This is a genomic window from Rhizobium sp. CFBP 8752 (assembly GCF_014842035.1).
Lineage (GTDB): Bacteria > Pseudomonadota > Alphaproteobacteria > Rhizobiales > Rhizobiaceae > Neorhizobium > Neorhizobium soli.
The window spans coordinates 52,199-68,156 of sequence record NZ_JACYUZ010000001.1; the positions used below are offsets into that span (position 1 = coordinate 52,199).

The 15,958-nt window shown below is 60.5% G+C and carries 13 protein-coding genes; 6 read left to right on the plus strand and 7 right to left on the minus strand.

The annotated features are described in order from the left end of the window. Nucleotides 1–132 precede the first annotated feature (132 nt). Nucleotides 133–945, plus strand: coding sequence for an MBL fold metallo-hydrolase (locus IFT59_RS00240; RefSeq protein WP_192085614.1), 813 nt, complete (start codon nucleotides 133–135; stop codon nucleotides 943–945). Here IFT59_RS00240 and IFT59_RS00245 read toward each other — a convergent pair. The 6 genes from IFT59_RS00245 to IFT59_RS00270 form a co-directional block, all read right to left on the minus strand. Next, nucleotides 912–1,781: a methylenetetrahydrofolate reductase gene (locus IFT59_RS00245; protein WP_249407446.1), complete on the minus strand. Its 870-nt coding sequence runs from the start codon at nucleotides 1,779–1,781 to the stop codon at nucleotides 912–914. The two genes, IFT59_RS00240 and IFT59_RS00245, sit on opposite strands and share 34 nt — an antisense overlap. 224 nt (nucleotides 1,782–2,005) lie before the next feature. Then, a complete protein-coding gene (locus tag IFT59_RS00250; protein ID WP_062462611.1) occupies nucleotides 2,006–2,851 on the minus strand; it encodes a dipeptide ABC transporter ATP-binding protein in 846 nt (281 codons plus the stop codon). A gap of 5 nt (nucleotides 2,852–2,856) precedes the next feature. Then, complete coding sequence (locus IFT59_RS00255; RefSeq protein WP_082471963.1) at nucleotides 2,857–3,714, minus strand: ABC transporter ATP-binding protein; 858 nt, start codon at nucleotides 3,712–3,714, stop codon at nucleotides 2,857–2,859. A 2-nt stretch (nucleotides 3,715–3,716) separates the two neighbouring features. Beyond that, nucleotides 3,717–4,634 carry an ABC transporter permease subunit gene (locus tag IFT59_RS00260; protein ID WP_062462138.1) on the minus strand — a complete coding sequence of 306 codons (918 nt, stop codon included), beginning with the start codon at nucleotides 4,632–4,634 and terminating at the stop codon, nucleotides 3,717–3,719. A gap of 29 nt (nucleotides 4,635–4,663) precedes the next feature. Further along, entirely contained in the window at nucleotides 4,664–5,668 is a 1,005-nt protein-coding gene (locus IFT59_RS00265; RefSeq protein ID WP_062462141.1) for an ABC transporter permease subunit, read from the minus strand. Nucleotides 5,669–5,824: 156 nt separating this feature from the next. Next, nucleotides 5,825–7,420 (minus strand): ABC transporter substrate-binding protein, encoded by a 1,596-nt coding sequence (locus IFT59_RS00270; RefSeq protein WP_062581538.1) that lies wholly within the window; start codon nucleotides 7,418–7,420, stop codon nucleotides 5,825–5,827. A gap of 497 nt (nucleotides 7,421–7,917) precedes the next feature. Here IFT59_RS00270 and IFT59_RS00275 point away from each other — a divergent pair, with 497 nt between their 5' ends. The 5 genes from IFT59_RS00275 to IFT59_RS00295 all read left to right on the plus strand — a co-directional run bounded on the left by IFT59_RS00275 (nucleotide 7,918) and on the right by IFT59_RS00295 (nucleotide 14,267). After that, nucleotides 7,918–9,351 carry a M20 family metallopeptidase gene (locus IFT59_RS00275; protein WP_192085618.1) on the plus strand — a complete coding sequence of 478 codons (1,434 nt, stop codon included), beginning with the start codon at nucleotides 7,918–7,920 and terminating at the stop codon, nucleotides 9,349–9,351. A gap of 126 nt (nucleotides 9,352–9,477) precedes the next feature. After that, nucleotides 9,478–10,833: an aspartate aminotransferase family protein gene (locus IFT59_RS00280; RefSeq protein ID WP_092659196.1), complete on the plus strand. Its 1,356-nt coding sequence runs from the start codon at nucleotides 9,478–9,480 to the stop codon at nucleotides 10,831–10,833. Between the two features lie 72 nt (nucleotides 10,834–10,905). Next, complete coding sequence (locus tag IFT59_RS00285; protein WP_062462148.1) at nucleotides 10,906–12,366, plus strand: phospholipase D-like domain-containing protein; 1,461 nt, start codon at nucleotides 10,906–10,908, stop codon at nucleotides 12,364–12,366. Between the two features lie 25 nt (nucleotides 12,367–12,391). Next, nucleotides 12,392–13,204, plus strand: coding sequence for an endonuclease/exonuclease/phosphatase family protein (locus tag IFT59_RS00290; protein WP_092659200.1), 813 nt, complete (start codon nucleotides 12,392–12,394; stop codon nucleotides 13,202–13,204). An 88-nt stretch (nucleotides 13,205–13,292) separates the two neighbouring features. Continuing rightward, nucleotides 13,293–14,267, plus strand: a complete 975-nt coding sequence (locus tag IFT59_RS00295) for a threonine ammonia-lyase (RefSeq protein ID WP_184654653.1) — start codon at nucleotides 13,293–13,295, stop codon at nucleotides 14,265–14,267. A 384-nt stretch (nucleotides 14,268–14,651) separates the two neighbouring features. On the opposite strand, the gene IFT59_RS00300 is transcribed toward IFT59_RS00295, so the two are convergent. Then, nucleotides 14,652–15,821: a M20 aminoacylase family protein gene (locus IFT59_RS00300; protein WP_249407448.1), complete on the minus strand. Its 1,170-nt coding sequence runs from the start codon at nucleotides 15,819–15,821 to the stop codon at nucleotides 14,652–14,654. Nucleotides 15,822–15,958: the final 137 nt, after the last annotated feature.

The following is a 15,958-nucleotide window of genomic DNA, read 5'->3' on the forward strand; positions in this document are numbered from 1 at the left end:
CGGTCGCGTTGGGAAAGCGTGAATGAGGCGGGCTGCGCTTGCCGCTTTACCGGAATGTGGGTCCCAGCCTCTATCGGGAAGTCCGTTCTCGTCTATAACCGATTGATCGCGGTTATCCGGAGCGGGGGGCTCATGACGGTTTTTCTTTGCAATGCCTGTAGCACATCCTATCCCGATCGTGCCGAACCACCCGCATCGTGCCCCATCTGCTTGGACGACCGGCAATATGTCCCGGCTTCCGGCCAGGCGTGGGTTCCCGCTGAAAAGCTCGCGCAGGGGCATGCCAATAGCTGGCTCGAACTCGAACGGGGCCTGCTTTCCATCCGTACCGTTCCCGCGTTTGCTATCGGCCAGCGGGCGCTTCTGGTGCAAACGCCGTCCGGAAACATCCTCTGGGATTGTATCGCGCTCCTCGACGATGCGACGAAGACGCTGGTCAAATCGCTCGGCGGCTTGAGCGCTATCGCGATCTCTCATCCGCACTATTACTCAACCATGCAGGATTGGGCCGAGGCCTTCGATTGCCCGATCTATATCCACGCTCTGGACAGTAAGTGGATCCAGCGTCCGTCCGATCACGTCCGCCTGTGGGACGAGGATGCGCTCGTCCTGTCTTCTTCCGCGACGCTTGTCCATGCCGGCGGTCATTTCGCTGGCGGAACCGTGATGCATTGGACAGCGCGGGATGGGACAGGTGTGCTGCTCGCCGGCGATATTGTCCAGGTGACGCCGGGGGCCGACCGGGTTTCGTTCATGTGGAGCTACCCCAACATGATGCCGCTCAGCGCAGCTGAGGTGGCGGATGTCGCCGAACGGCTGGCGGCCTGGCCGTTCGAGCGGATCTACGGAGCCTTCGCCAAACAGGATATCCGCGGCAACGGCCAGGCGATCGTCGCGCGCTCGGCAAAAGACTATATCGCGCGGATTTCAGCCAGCGCAGGTTGACGCTCGTTCATCCATTCCGCGCTGGCGCGGATACCACCCAGCGGGAAGACGTGGATCTGCTCGATCAAGCTTTGCGGGTTGCGGGCCTTGTAGTCGGCGATCTCGGTCAGGAATTCGGTCGGCTCGTAGGGCACCAGGAGTTTGGAGATGTCCATGGCCCGCTTCTGGATGACGCTGATCGACGGGCCGACACCGCAGGTGAGGGCGAATTTGATCAGCGTCTGAAGCTTTGTCGGTCCAGCGACGCCGAGATGGATCGGCATGCGGACGCCGGTTGCGGCAATGCGTTCCGCCCAGAGGATCACCGGCCGTGAATCGAAGGCGAACTGGGTGACGATTGCGAGCTTCGCATCGGTGCTTTCGGAGTAGATCTGCTTGAACTTCAAGGCTTCGTCGACAAGCTTGGTCGTGCCGTCGAGGTCGATATCCCTGTTGCCTTCCGGATGGCCGGCGACATGCAGGCGCTTGAAGCCGTGACGGTCGAAGATGCCGGTTTCGATCAGCTGCAGCGAACTGTTGAGAGCGCCAGCAGGACGCGACAGACCGCCGCCGAGGACGAGCGCCTGGTCCACACCTGCCTCGGTGTGATATCGGCTCACCCAGTCTTCGAGCATGGCGCGGCTTTCGATGCTGCGGGCCGGAATGTGCGGCATGACCTCGAAGCCATCTTCACGCAGCCGTTTGGCCGTCTTCACCATATCGTCGATCGGTGTGCCATCGATATGGGCGATATAGACCCGGGTGTTTGCGGGAAGCAGCGTCGTGAAGTCGTCGATCTTGGCCGCGGTTCGCGGCATCACCTCGATCGAGTATCCCTCGACCAGGGACTTGAGCAAGGCGGGCTCCGGCGCTTTGTCCTGCTGCCTGCCTCTGAACAAGTTCAACAATGCCATGCCGCTACTCCCACCCTGCCACAATGACGCTCGCCGTTTTCCGGCGAGCTGGCAGAGGTTTCTTCTTGCATGACTTCTGATGCGAGAGATTTCTCTCTGCGTCAACTTCAAGCTCAATTCCGTGATAATGCCGACAGCTGCCGGCATTATCAGTGCATCTTAGGCGTTCAAGCGGCCGAGGCAGCCTTCTTCTTAGCAATACGAGCGCGGATCGATTCGACATCGGCGCGCGGCGTCGCCTTGAACAGGGTCTGGGTGTATTCGTGCTTCGGCGCGGAGAACACCTCTTCGCGGGTGCCGTATTCGACCGCCTCGCCGAAATACATTACCATCACCTCGTCGGCGATGTAGCGCACAACGGAAAGGTCGTGGCTGATGAAGACGTAGGTGAGGTTGAACTCGTCCTGCAGGTCGGCCAGCAGGTTCAGAACCTGTGCCTGAACCGAAAGATCGAGCGCCGAGACGGGTTCGTCGAGCACGAGAAGCTTCGGGTTCATCATCAGCGCACGGGCGATCGCGATGCGCTGGCGCTGGCCGCCGGAGAACATGTGCGGATAGCGGTTGTAGTGTTCCGGCCCGAGGCCGACCTTGATCAGCATCTCGGTTGCGCGGTCGCGCCGCTCGGATGCCGGCATCGACGTGTTGATCGCCAGCGGTTCGCCCAGAACGTCGCCGATCTTCTGGCGCGGGTTGAGCGAACCATAGGGGTTCTGGAACACGATCTGCACCTTCTGGCGCATTTCTGATGTCAGGTGGCCCGGACGCGTATCCATCTTCTGGCCGTCGATGATCAGTTCGCCGGCCGTCGGTTCGTCGATGAAGGTGATCATGCGGGCAAGCGTGGACTTGCCGCAGCCGCTTTCGCCGACGATTGCCAGCGTCTTGCCGCGTTCAAGCTTGAAGGAAACGCCCTTCACCGCATGCACGGTCTTTTTGGGCTTCATGAAGCCAGCCGGCAGTTCGTAGTCGCGCTTGATGTCGCGCACTTCCAGCATGATGTCGGTGTTGGTCATATCGGTCATGCATTCACTCCCGAAGGCTGGTCCGGATTTCCGTCGAAGAAGGCGGAGACGGTGGTCAGGCGGTCACCCGTCGCGTTTTCCGGCAGGGCTGCGAGAAGCGCCTTGGTATAGTTGCTCTGCGGGTTCTCAAACAGCGAAAGCACATCGGCTTCCTCCATCTTGCGGCCCTTGTACTGCACCACGACCCGGTCGGCGGTTTCGGCGACCACGCCCATGTCATGGGTAATCATGATCAGGCCCATGCCGGTGCGGGTCTGCAGGTCCATGATCAGGTCGAGGATCTGTTTCTGGATGGTGACGTCGAGTGCTGTCGTGGGTTCGTCGGCGATCAACAGCTTCGGGTCGCAGGCAATCGCGATGGCGATCATCACGCGCTGACACTGGCCGCCCGACATCTGGTGCGGAAAGCTGTTCAGCCGTTCCGCTGGGTCCGGCAAGCCGACCAGCTTGAACAGTTCGATGGCGCGGGCGCGGCGGGCTTGTCTGTCGAGGCCGAGGTGGATGCGCAGCACTTCCTCGATCTGGAAGCCGACCGTGAAGCAAGGGTTGAGGCTTGCCACCGGCTCCTGGAAGATCATCGCGATATCCTTGCCGATCAGCTTGCGACGATCGGCAGGGCTCAGTTTCTGGAAGTCCTTGCCTTCAAACAGCATGCGGTCGGCGGTGATCTTCGCCGTCCACGGCAGAAGCCCCATGACGGCCAGCATCGAAACGGACTTGCCGGAGCCGCTTTCGCCGACGATGGCGAGCACTTCGCCCTTTTCGACCGTGATCGAGACGCCGTCGACGGCCCGGAACCAGCCGGTCGCGGTTTCGAACTCAACGGTGAGATTGTCGATTTGCAGAAGCGCCATGATCAGGACCTCTTCAGTTTCGGGTCAAGCGCATCGCGCAGGCCGTCGCCCATCAGGTTGATGGCAAGAACGGTGATGAGAATTGCAAGGCCGGGGAAGGTGACGACCCACCAGGCGCGCAGGATGAACTCGCGTGCTTCGGCCAGCATCGTGCCCCATTCGGGCGCCGGCGGCTGTGCGCCCATGCCGAGGAAGCCCAGCGCCGCTGCATCGAGGATCGCGTTCGAGAAGGACAAAGTCGCCTGGACGATGAGCGGTCCGGTGCAGTTCGGCAGGATGGTGCGGAACATCAAACGGATCGGACCGGCGCCGGCGATGCGGGCAGCGGTGACGTAATCCTTCGTCTTCTCTTCCATGACGGCGGCGCGGGTCAGTCGCACGAAATGCGGCTGCAGGGTGAGCGCGATGGCGATCATGCCGTTGGTGAGGCTGGGCCCGAGGATTGCGACCAGAACGAGCGCCAGAAGCAACGACGGAAACGCCAGGATGATGTCCATCAGGCGCATGATCACCGTATCGATCCAGCCGCGATAGTAGCCTGCGATCAGGCCGACGAGAATGCCGCCGAGCAGCGACAGCGTCGTCACGAACAGGCCGATGAACAGCGAATACTGCGCGCCGTAGATGAGGCGCGAAAGAATGTCGCGACCGACGGGGTCTGTTCCGAGAAGAAAGCTCCAGCTGCCGCCTTCGGCCCATACCGGCGGCCGCAGCACGGCGTCACGATACTGTTCGAACGGTGAATGCGGGGCAATCACCGGAGCGAGGACGGCTACGACCACGAGAGCGATGAAAACGAACAGGCCGATGACGGCACCGCGGTTTTCGGAAAAGTAGAACCAGAACTCCTTGAGCATCTGGCGGCGCATCTGCCCGGTCGTGACGATCTCTGGCGTCTTGGCGGTTATTGCATCTGCCATGGGATTTTTCTCCTTCTTATCTCGGCGGATCAGTGGCGGATACGGGGATTGATGAGGCCGTACATGAGGTCGACGATGAGGTTGACCGTCATGATGATCGCCGCGATCAGAAGCAGGCCACCCTGGATGACCGGGTAGTCGCGACGGAAGACGCTATCGACCATCCACTTGCCGATGCCCGGCCAGGAGAAGATCGTCTCGGTCAGGATCGCGCCCGCAAGCATGACGCCGATCTGCAAACCGATGGTGGTGATGACCGGGATCATCGCGTTGCGCAGGGCATGCACGCCGACGACGCGGAACGGCGACAGGCCCTTGGCGCGGGCTGTGCGCACGTAGTCTTCGGACAGCACTTCCAGCATGGCCGAGCGGGTCTGGCGGGCGATGACGGCAAGCGGGATGGTGGCAAGCACGATCGACGGCAGCGCCAGGTGGCTGATGGCCGAGGAGAAGGCACCCTTTTGCCCGGACAGCAGCGAGTCGATCAGCATGAAGCCGGTGACCTGCGGGAAGTAGAACATAAGCGAGATGCGACCCGAAACCGGGAACCACTGCAACGTGCCGGAAAACAGAATGATCAGAAGCAGGCCCCACCAGAAGATCGGCATCGAATAGCCGACCAGCGCGATGCCCATCAGGCCCTGGTCGAAGATCGAACCCCGCTTCATGGCGGCGATGACGCCGGCGGGAATGCCGAGCGCAACGGCGATGATCATTGCGCAGATGGACAGCTCGACGGTCGCTGGAAACAGCGCCCAGAACTGGTCGAGGATCGGCTTCTTGGAGACGATCGAGGAGCCGAAGTCACCCGTCAGCACGCCGCCGAGATAATCGAAATACTGGATGACCATCGGGCGGTCCATGCCAAGCTGGGCGCTGATCTGCGCATGCCGCTCGGGCGACATGACGCGCTCACCGGACAAGAGCATGACCGGATCGCCCGGCAGGAGCCGGATGAAGGAAAAGGCGATGATCGAGACCCCGAGGAAGGTCGGGATCAGCACGGCGAGGCGCCGCAGTAGCAAACCAAACATTGTAAGCCTTTGTGGAAGGGGCTCCGGTCGATTTCAGACCGTGTCAAGCCACGAACCGAGCCATTTCGGCGTCGCGCCGCATTTTTGGGCGTCTCATAAGAAAATGCCGCGGGAAACGCAACGCTCCCCGCGGCAAAAAGTTGTGATTAGGCTGGATTACTCAGCGATATCGACGGTCTCGAACGTAAAGTCGCCAAGCGGGCTCTGGGTAAAGCCGGTCACACCCTTTGCCATCGGGACGATAGCAAGCGAGTGATCGAGGGTTGCCCAAGGTGCTTCCTTCTTGAAGACGACCTGCGCCTGCTCATAGAGCTTGGTGCGCTCCGCCATGTCGGACGTGACCTTGGCCTTCTTCACCAGTTCGTCGAACTCCTTGTTGCACCACTGAGCGCGGTTGTTGCCGCCAACGGCGTCACAACCCAGCAGGGTATCGAGGAAGTTGTCCGGATCACCGTTGTCGCCGGTCCAGCCGAGCATGGCAGCACCGTCGCGGTCCTTTGCCTTCGAACGCTGCAGGTATTCTGCCCATTCGTAGGAAACGATCTCGACCTTGACGCCGATCTTGGCGAAATCGTCCTGGATGATTTCAGCGGCGCGGCGCGCGTTCAGCATGTAGGGACGCGAAACCGGCATCGCCCAGACCTTCATGGAGAGGTCCTTGACGCCAGCATCGGCCAGCATCTTCTTGGCGGCTTCGAGGTCGTATGTGTCGTCCTTGACGGAGTTGTTGTAGGACCACATTGTCGGCGGGATCGGGTTGGTCGCAGGCGTTGCCATGCCCTGGAAGACGGCGTCGACGATCGCGTTCTTGTTGATCGCCTTGTTGAGCGCGATGCGCACTTCCGGCTTGTCGAACGGAGCCTGGGTCGTGTTGTAGGCGAGGTAGGCGATGTTGAGGCCTTCCTGCTCCAGAACCTGGAGGTTCGGGTCCGACTTCATCGACTGGACGTCAGCGGCGTTCGGGAAAGGCATCAGGTGGCATTCGCCGGCCTTGAGCTTCTGGTAACGAACGGCAGCGTCGCTGGTGATCGCAAAGACGAGGTCGTCGATCTTCGGAGCGGTGCCCCAGTAATCGGCGTTCTTCTTGAAGCGGATGATGGCATCCTGCTGGTAGGCGACGAAGGTGAACGGGCCGGTGCCAACCGGGTTCTGGTTCAGCTGTTCCTTCTTGCCGTCCTTGTCGAGGCTGTCTGCGTATTCCTTCGACAGGATCGAAGCGAAAGGCATGGCCAGGTTGGCGAGGAAAGGTGCTTCCGGACGGTTCAGCGTCATCTTCACGGTCAGGTCATCGACCTTTTCGATCGACTTGATCAGCTTCGGGAAGCCCATGCCGTCGGCATATTCCCAGGAAGCGCCGTTGATGTACTTGTTCCAGGCGTTCTTCTCGTCGATCTGACGACCGATGGAGAAGATCACGTCATCGGCATTCAGCGCGCGCGTCGGGGTGAAGAATTCCGTGGTCTGGAACTTCACGTTCGGGCGCAGCTTGAATGTGTAGACGGTGCCGTCGGACGAAATGTCCCAGCTCTCGGCAAGACCGGCTTCCGGCTGCGTCGTGCCAGGCTTGAATTCGAGCAGGCGGTTGTAGATCGGGTGGGCCGAAGCGTCGAACGTCGTGCCGGCGGTGTACATGCCGGGGTCGAAGCCTTCTGGCGAGCCTTCGGAGCAATACACGAAGGTCTTGGCGTTCGCAGCGCCTGCGAAAATTGTTGCCGACAGCAGGGCTGTGGCAAGGGCGAGCTTGTATTTCATATCGGTCTCCCAATGACCTTGAGCCGGCTAACTGCCAGGCTAGGCCGTGTTTTGAATTTGATGATACGCTTACGTGCGCGTCAATCCTGCTTGTGTGTCTCACCTCCTGGTCGCAAATCTTTTGTTTGCTGACCGTATTCTTCAGTCTTCGACGGATCTCCGATACCTTTTCGGCACTCAACCCACGTTTTCTCGAATTGACGACGGATTTCCAAGTATTCGGCTTTCATGAGCATGAACTCACGGCATCGGCCTTATTTACGCAAAATTGTTATCGTCTTCTGCGGTATCCTTGGTCTTCCTGTGACGTCGGGCGCGAGCATAGCGATTATGATGCACTTGTCGAGATACCAAGTTTCACGCGTTGCGTTGCCGAGCGCGGCGTGTTGATTTTTTCAGCCGCGCTTATTTTTTAAGCTGCCGGTCCATTGTCATTGGGCGGGAAACGGTTAGGGTTTGGCGCCTTCAGGACCGAATGCTTGATCGAGGCGCATATTATGACGACCGTAAATTCCAATCTTCCCCACATCTTAACTCTTATCGACCGCAAGACCGAGGTTTTCCGGGAGCTGTCCGACCGCGTCTGGGAGACGCCGGAAACCTGCTACATGGAAACCCTGTCCGCGGCAGCGCATCGGGAAATGCTGGAAACGCAAGGGTTCCGGATCACCGATAACGTGGCCGGCATTCCGACCGCGCTGATCGGCGAGGCTGGGGAAGGTGGACCGGTGATTGCCTTTCTCGGGGAGTTCGACGCTCTTGCAGGGTTGAGCCAGAAGGCGGGCGAAACCGCTTACGATCCGATCACTGCCGGCGCAAACGGCCATGGCTGCGGTCATAATCTTCTCGGATCCGCCTCGCTTCTTGCAGCCACGGCTCTCAAGGATTGGCTCGATGCCAACGGAACGCCGGGCCGCGTGCGCTATTACGGCTGCCCGGCGGAAGAGGGCGGTGCGGCCAAGGCGTTCATGGTGCAGTCCGGTGCGTTTGAAGATGTCGATATCGCCATCAGCTGGCACCCCAGCAATTTCGCAGGCGTCCAGCGCGAGACATCGCTTGCCAACTGCCGTGTCGATTTTACCTTTACCGGGCGTGCGGCGCATGCCGCGGCGGTTCCGGAACTTGGCCGCAGTGCGCTCGATGCCGTCGAGTTGATGAGTGTCGGCGTCAACTATATGCGCGAGCACATGCCATCCGATTGCCGGATCCACTACGCGGTTCTCGACAGCGGCGGCATTTCGCCAAACGTCGTCCAGGCGCATGCCAAGGTTCGCTACGTCATTCGCGCACCCGAATTGCCGGGCCTGCTGCCTCTGATCGAGCGGGTCAAGAAGGTCGCGGAAGGTGCGGCGCTGATGACCGAAACGAAGGTGGAAAGCACGATCCTTGCCGGCGTTTCCAACCTCGTCGTCAACACACCGCTGATGGACGCGATGCAGGATGTCTGGGAAAGCCTCGGCCCGCCGCCTTTTGATGCCGCCGACCAGGAATTTGCGGCCAAGATCCGTGCGACGCTGACGCCGGAGGATATCGCGGCCAGCTGGCGCCAGGAGCGGCTTGACGAACGCGATGTTCCCCTGGCGGATTTCGTGCTCCCGGCGCATGGCGAGCTTCGCCAGATGGGCGGCTCGACCGATGTCGGCGATGTCAGCTGGGTGGTGCCGACCGTTCAGGCCTATGGCGCAACGCTTGCCATCGGAACCCAGCTTCATACATGGCAGGTCGTCGCGCAAGGCAAGAGCGAGCTTGCTCACAAGGGCATGGTGTCCGTTGCCAAGGCGATGGCCGCCACGGGTCTTGCGGCGCTGGAAAGCGAGCAGCTGCGCGAGGCCGCCTGGGCGGATCTGAGGAAGCGGCTGAAGGGCCAGGCCTATATCAGCCCGATGCCTGCCGGTACCGAGCCGCCGGTCGCCGCAATGACGGTGAAGTGAACACGTCAGCCGTCGTGTCAACTATTTCGAACAGAGAAGTTCTTGGACAGTGTTTTGCGCTGTCCAAGATCGGCGTTTCGCCGTAAGAATGACGCCAAAATCAGTCAGGTGCAGAGGAGGCCCTTCGTGACGGTACAGCCCAATTCCATGGAAGCCCGCGACAAGGCTTATCACATGCACTCCTACACGAACGCCCGCGCTCTGGAGCGCGACGGTGCGCTCGTGATGGAACGCGGCGAAGGCATCTACGTCTACGACAACAACGGCAAGAAATATATCGAAGGCATGTCCGGCCTCTGGAGCGTCGCTGTCGGCTTTGGTGAAAACCGGCTGGTCGAGGCCGCCACGCGGCAGATGAGCAAGCTGCCCTATTACCATACGTTCACATCGCGGGCGAACGGCCCGTCGATCGAGCTTGCCGAAAAGCTGGTGCAGATGGCGCCGGTGCCGATGTCGAAGGCGTTTTTCACGAATTCGGGTTCGGAAGCCAACGATACGGCCATCAAGATGATCTGGTACCGGTCGAACGCCATGGGCAAGCCGGAGAAGAAGAAGATCATCTCCCGGATCAAGGGCTATCACGGCGTGACCGCCGTTTCCGCGAGCCTGACCGGTCTGCCGAACAACCACCGGTCGTTCGATCTGCCGCTGCCCGGCATCTTCCACACATCCTGCCCGCATTACCGCGCCTTCAAGCTTGAGGGCGAGAGCGAGGCTGCCTTCGTCGAACGGTGTGCCAAGGAACTCGAGGACCTGATCCTGCGCGAAGGCCCCGAAACCGTCGCAGCCTTTATCGGCGAGCCGGTGATGGGTGCTGGCGGCGTGATCGTGCCGCCTGCCGGTTACTGGCCGGCCATCCAGGCCATCCTCAAGAAATACGACATCCTGTTCATCGCCGACGAGGTGATCTGCGGCTTTGGCCGCACCGGCAATATGTTCGGAACGCAAACCTTCGATCTGCAACCGGATTTCATGACGCTGTCGAAGCAGATCTCCTCGTCCTACCAGCCAATCTCGGCGCTTCTCATCAACGAGAACGTCTACGCCCCGATCGCGGACGAATCCGCGAAGATCGGCACGTTCGGACACGGCGTCACCGCCGCCGGCCACCCGGTGGCGGCGGCCGTTGCGCTTGAGAATATCGCGATCATCGAAGAGCGCGATCTGGTCGGAAACGTCCGGGCGCTTGCGCCAAAATTCCAGTCGCGCCTGAAGGAACTGGAAGGTCATCCGCTGGCGATCGAAGCGCGTGGCATCGGTCTCATCGGTGCGCTCGAACTTGCTCCGCGCGAAGGGTTTGCCACCGGTCAGCTCGGCCCGAAACTGTTTTCGATCATGGTCGAGAAGGGGCTGATCAGCCGTGCGATCGGCGACTCGCTGGCGCTTTGCCCACCTCTCATCATCAACGAGTCTCAGCTGGATGTGCTGTTCGACACATTCGAAGCGTCGCTCGACGTGCTGAAAAAGCAGCTCGACGCCTGATGTCATCAGGAGCCGGGCTAACCTTTGTCCGGCTCCGATTGCCCAAAGCGATGGGGCGCATATATTCGCCTCATGCTTGACCTCTTCCATACCTACTGGCCGCACATCCTGTTCGTCTTTTCGCTCGTTGCCGGCACGGCGGCCGCGATCCATGCGGCCATGACGAAGGAAGAGGTGCGCTCGGCGATTGGCTGGGTCGGCATCATCGTCCTGTCGCCCATCATCGGCGCGTCGCTCTATATGCTTGCCGGCGTCAATCGCATCCGCCGAACGGTCATCAGTGATCGCCGTGCCCTGCTGCAGGGCCGCGAGTGGGCGCATTTTGCCTCCTACGACGCGACAGATGCCCTGATCATCAAGGATTTTGGTCACCGGTTCCGCGCGATGAAGACGCTGGGAGACCGGGTGACTTCCCATCACCTCACATCCGGAAATTCCATTCTTTCGCTGGATACCGGCGACGCCGCCTATGCCGCCATGCTGGGTGCGATCCGCAAGGCGAAGAAGAGCGTCATTCTGGAAACCTACATCTTCGATCGGGACAGGATCGGACGCCAGTTTGTCGAGGCCCTGATTGCTGCGGTAAAGCGGGGTGTGGAAGTGCGTGTGCTGATCGATGCGGTCGGCGCCCGCTACTCGGTTCCAAGCGTACTCGGCATGCTGCGCGATGGCGGCGTCGGGGTCAGCGTCTTCAACGGCAACGTCATCGTCGGCTTGCGGCTGCCTTACGCAAACCTTCGAACCCACCGCAAGATCCTGGTCGTGGATGGCCGCGTCGCGTTTACCGGCGGCATCAACATCCGCGAAAGTTTCTCGAGCGAATTCAATGGCGATGGGTTTTCGCTCGATACGCATTTCAAGGTTACCGGGCCATTGGTGGCCGACCTTTTTGCCGTTGCCGCAGCCGACTGGCAGTTCACCACGGGCGAGACATTGGAAGATGATGCGTGGGAGCTTGTCGCGCCCGCGGCGGAACCCGGCAAGGCGGTCATTGCCCGGGTCGTTTCGACCGGACCGGACCGTAGCGTCGAGACCAACCACAAGATGCTGATGGGCGCATTTTCCGTCGCCCGGTCATCGATCCGCATCGTGTCGCCCTATTTTCTGCCGGACCGGGAGCTGATTACCGCGCTGGTTACGGCGGCAAGGCGCGGTGTGCGGGTTGATATCGTCGTGCCCGGCGCGAACAACCTGACGCTTGTCGATCGGGCGATGACGGCGCAGTTCGACCAGATGCTGAAGAACTACTGCCGTATCTGGCGGGCAAGCGGCGCCTTCAATCATTCCAAGCTTCTGACCGTCGACAGCCGCTGGTCCTATGTGGGGTCTTCCAATCTCGATCCGCGTTCGCTGCGGCTGAATTTCGAGGTGGATCTGGAAGTGCTGGACGAGGCTTTTGCGCGAACTTTGGAACGAAGGATAGACTTGATGATTTCCTCTTCGACCGAGGTGACGCTTCACAGCCTGAGATCACGGCCGTTTCCCGTTCGCCTGATCGAGAAAGTTCTTTGGTTGGGATCGCCCTATCTTTAAACCGGCAAGACCGAAGCGCGATATCATGCATCAGAAACGTCCCAACCTTCCGGCCAGCATCCTGGCATCGATCAAGGCCCGCAAGAACCGCGGCGAAGGCGTTCATTCCGTGCATGACAGAGACAGCGGCATGCTGATTGCCTCCTACAACGTGCATAAATGCGTCGGCATCGACCGCAAGTTCGATCCGGCCCGTATCGCTCACGTGATCCGCGAAATCGGCGCGGATGTGATTGCTCTGCAGGAGGCGGACAGCCGGTTTGGCGAACGTCGCGGCCTGCTCGATCTCGGCTGGATGGAGCGTGAAACGGGGCTGCTTCCGGTGCCGATCTCCGGCGTCGCCAAGGCGCATGGCTGGCACGGCAATGTGATTTTTTTCCGCGAAGGTCTCGTCCGCGACGTGCATCAGGTCAAACTGCCGGGGCTGGAGCCGCGCGGGGCGCTGATCACCGAACTCGAGATGAAGGATGGCAGCACACTTCGCGTGATTGCGGCGCATCTTGGTCTTCTCAACCGGTCGCGTCAGCAGCAGGCGCGCATGCTGCTCGACATCGTCGGCTCCCGCGACGAGCATCCGACAGTGCTGATGGGCGATCTCAACGAGTGGCGGCTGGGTGACCGCTCGGCGCTCAACACACTCGCTACCGTATTCGGCCTGCCGCCGGCGGTTCCAAGCTTTCCGTCGCGCCTGCCGGTGCTGGCACTCGATCGGATCATGGCGAACCGGCCGGGCCTGATCGAGAGGGTCGTGACCCATGACACGCCGCTTGCGCGGCTCGCGTCCGACCATCTTCCAATCAAGACGGTGGTGAAACTCGGTTCAACGGCTGAAGGATAGCGGCACTTGTCGGTCCTCGGCATCTTTACGCCTGCAGTATCGGCGAATAGGTTCGGGGTCTCGCCTGTTCGTCCCCAAGGATTTCCCGATGACCGATATTGCTATGATCGAAGCCGCGCGCGGCCGTCTTTCCGGCCATGCCCGCCGCACGCCGCTTCTGTCCTCGTCATTTCTGGATGACATCGCCGGGCGGCGCATCTTCGTGAAACCCGAATGCCTGCAGCAGACCGGCTCGTTCAAGTTCCGTGGCGCGTGGTCGGCAATTTCGTATCTTCCGGCGGACGTTCGCGCGAAGGGCGTTATCGCCTTTTCGTCCGGGAACCATGCGCAGGGCGTGGCGCTGGCGGCCAGGATGCATGGCATTCCGGCCGTCATCATCATGCCCGCCGATGCGCCGCGCATCAAAATTGAAAACACGCGGGCCTACGGCGCCGAAGTGGTGCTCTACGATCGCGCCAGGGAGGATCGTGACGAGATCGGCCGGCAGCTTTCGAGCGAAAGAGGCCTGACCCTCATCAAGCCATTCGACGAACCGCTTGTCATCGCCGGGCAGGGGACGGCAGGTCTGGAAATCGCCGAACAGGCTGCGGAAGAGGGGATCACGCAGGCCAGTGTTCTGGTGCCGACCGGCGGGGGCGGCTTCATATCCGGGATTTCGCTGGCGCTCGAAGCACGTGCACCGGGCTTTACCGTGCATCCCTGCGAACCTGAAGGCTTTGACGATGTGACCCGTTCGCTTGCGAGCGGAACGATCCAGAAGAACGCCACACAATCAGGTTCGCTCTGCGACGCGATCGTCACGCCGCAGCCTGGCACGATTACCTTTCCGATCATGTCGCGTCTCTGCGGCCCGGGCATAGTGGTGACGGAAGATGAAGCGCTGCATGCGGTGGCGCTTGCCTTCAACCGTCTGAAGATCGTCGTTGAACCGGGCGGCGCGGTTGCGCTGGCGGCGGCGCTTTTCCATGGCGAGAGCCTTGGCGAGACGGTGATTGCGGTCTGCTCGGGCGGCAATATCGACCCGGACGTTTTCCGCCTGGCGCTCGACAGGTTTGCCGCCTGAGGTCTCGTTTTAGGCCGCAGGCATAATAAACCGTTAACCGGCACGTTGGGGCGTTAAGAAAAAAGTATTTTCCAAGGAACGTGGTGCTCAGGAGAAAGTTATCTCTATCAGCTTGGTAGAGTTAAGCTAAACTACATGGGAAGAGACACAAAACCGGGAGGTTCGCATGCAGCCGATCCAGCATCATACTCGGGCATTCCCTCACCGCGCCGCGGGCGTCGTCAGCAGGTGGCAGTGGGTCGCATATGCAGGCCTTGTGACTGCCGCCTTCGTGTTCATCGGTGCAGTCACGCTCGGTATTCTCGCCTAACACGTATCCAAAATTCAAGGTCTCAATAGCAACGAAGCCTTCCGATCCGCGCCCGGATCGGAAGGCTTATTGTTTCAGCCCTGTGTCGTCGGCAGATAGGCTTCTGCCAGTTCCACCCAGAAATTCGTCCCGATCGGCAAGGCGTCGTCGTTAAAGTCGAATTTCGGATGATGGAGCGGGGGATCGTTCTTGGTTCTTGCGGTGCCTAAGAAGAAATAGGTGCCTGGCTTCTCTGCAAGGAAATAACCGAAGTCCTCGGCGCCCATCATCGGCCGTTCGATTTCTGCAAGGTTTTCCGGGCCGACTACCTTCTTCGCCAGGTCCCTGACAAAGTCCGTCTCCGCTTTGTGGTTGACGGTCGCGTCGTAGCCGCGGGTATATTCGATCGTCGCTGTCATGCCGTAGCTTGCCGCCTGGCCAACTGCTACACCGCGGATCCGTTCCTCTAGCTTGTCTCGCACGGCAGGGTCGAAGGACCGGATGGAGATAACCATTTCTGCCCGCTCCGGAATGACATTGCTGGCGATGCCGGCGTTGAATGCGCCGACCGTGACGACGGCCGGATCGAGTGGATGGATGTTGCGAGAAACGACAGTCTGCAGCGCCATGATGATGCTGGCGCCGGCGACGATCGGGTCTGCGGCATCCTGAGGTTCGGCGCCATGGCCGCCGCGGCCGTTGACGACGATACGGCATTCGTCGACCGCCGCCATGATCGGCCCTTCCTTGACGAAGATCTTGCCGAAGGGCAGGCCTGGGTCATTGTGCAGGCCGAAGACGGCGTCGCAGGGAAAGCGATCGAACAGTCCGTCCTCCATCATCAGCCTGGCGCCGCCGAAATTTTCTTCTGCCGGCTGGAAGATCAGATTGAGTGTGCCGTCGAAGTTTTTGCGCTGTGCGAGTATCTTTGCGGCACCCAGAAGCATGGCGGTATGGCCATCGTGACCGCAGGCATGCATGACGCCCTTGTTGATGCTGGCATAGTCCGCGCCGGTTTCTTCCTCGATCGGAAGCGCGTCGATATCGGCGCGAATGCCGACCGATCGATCGCTCGATCCATTCTTCAGGGTCGCAACGATGCCGGTCTTGCCGAGGCCGCGGGTGACGGCGTAACCGAATTCCTCAAGCTTTGCCGCGATATAGTCCGAAGTGGTGAATTCTGAGAGGCCAAGTTCGGGATGCTGATGCAGAAAGCGGCGGGTTGCCACAACTTCGCTCATGTCGTTGGTAAACTTGATCGTCATCGTTCCATCACCCTATCTGCCTGCAAACGCGTCCAAGCTGCTCACTCGTATCGTTCACGTTTAGCAGTGCCATCATCGTTCAGGCAAATGAACAGCCTCGCATTCAGCATTTATTCAGGCTGTTGGCCCTAGAGCCG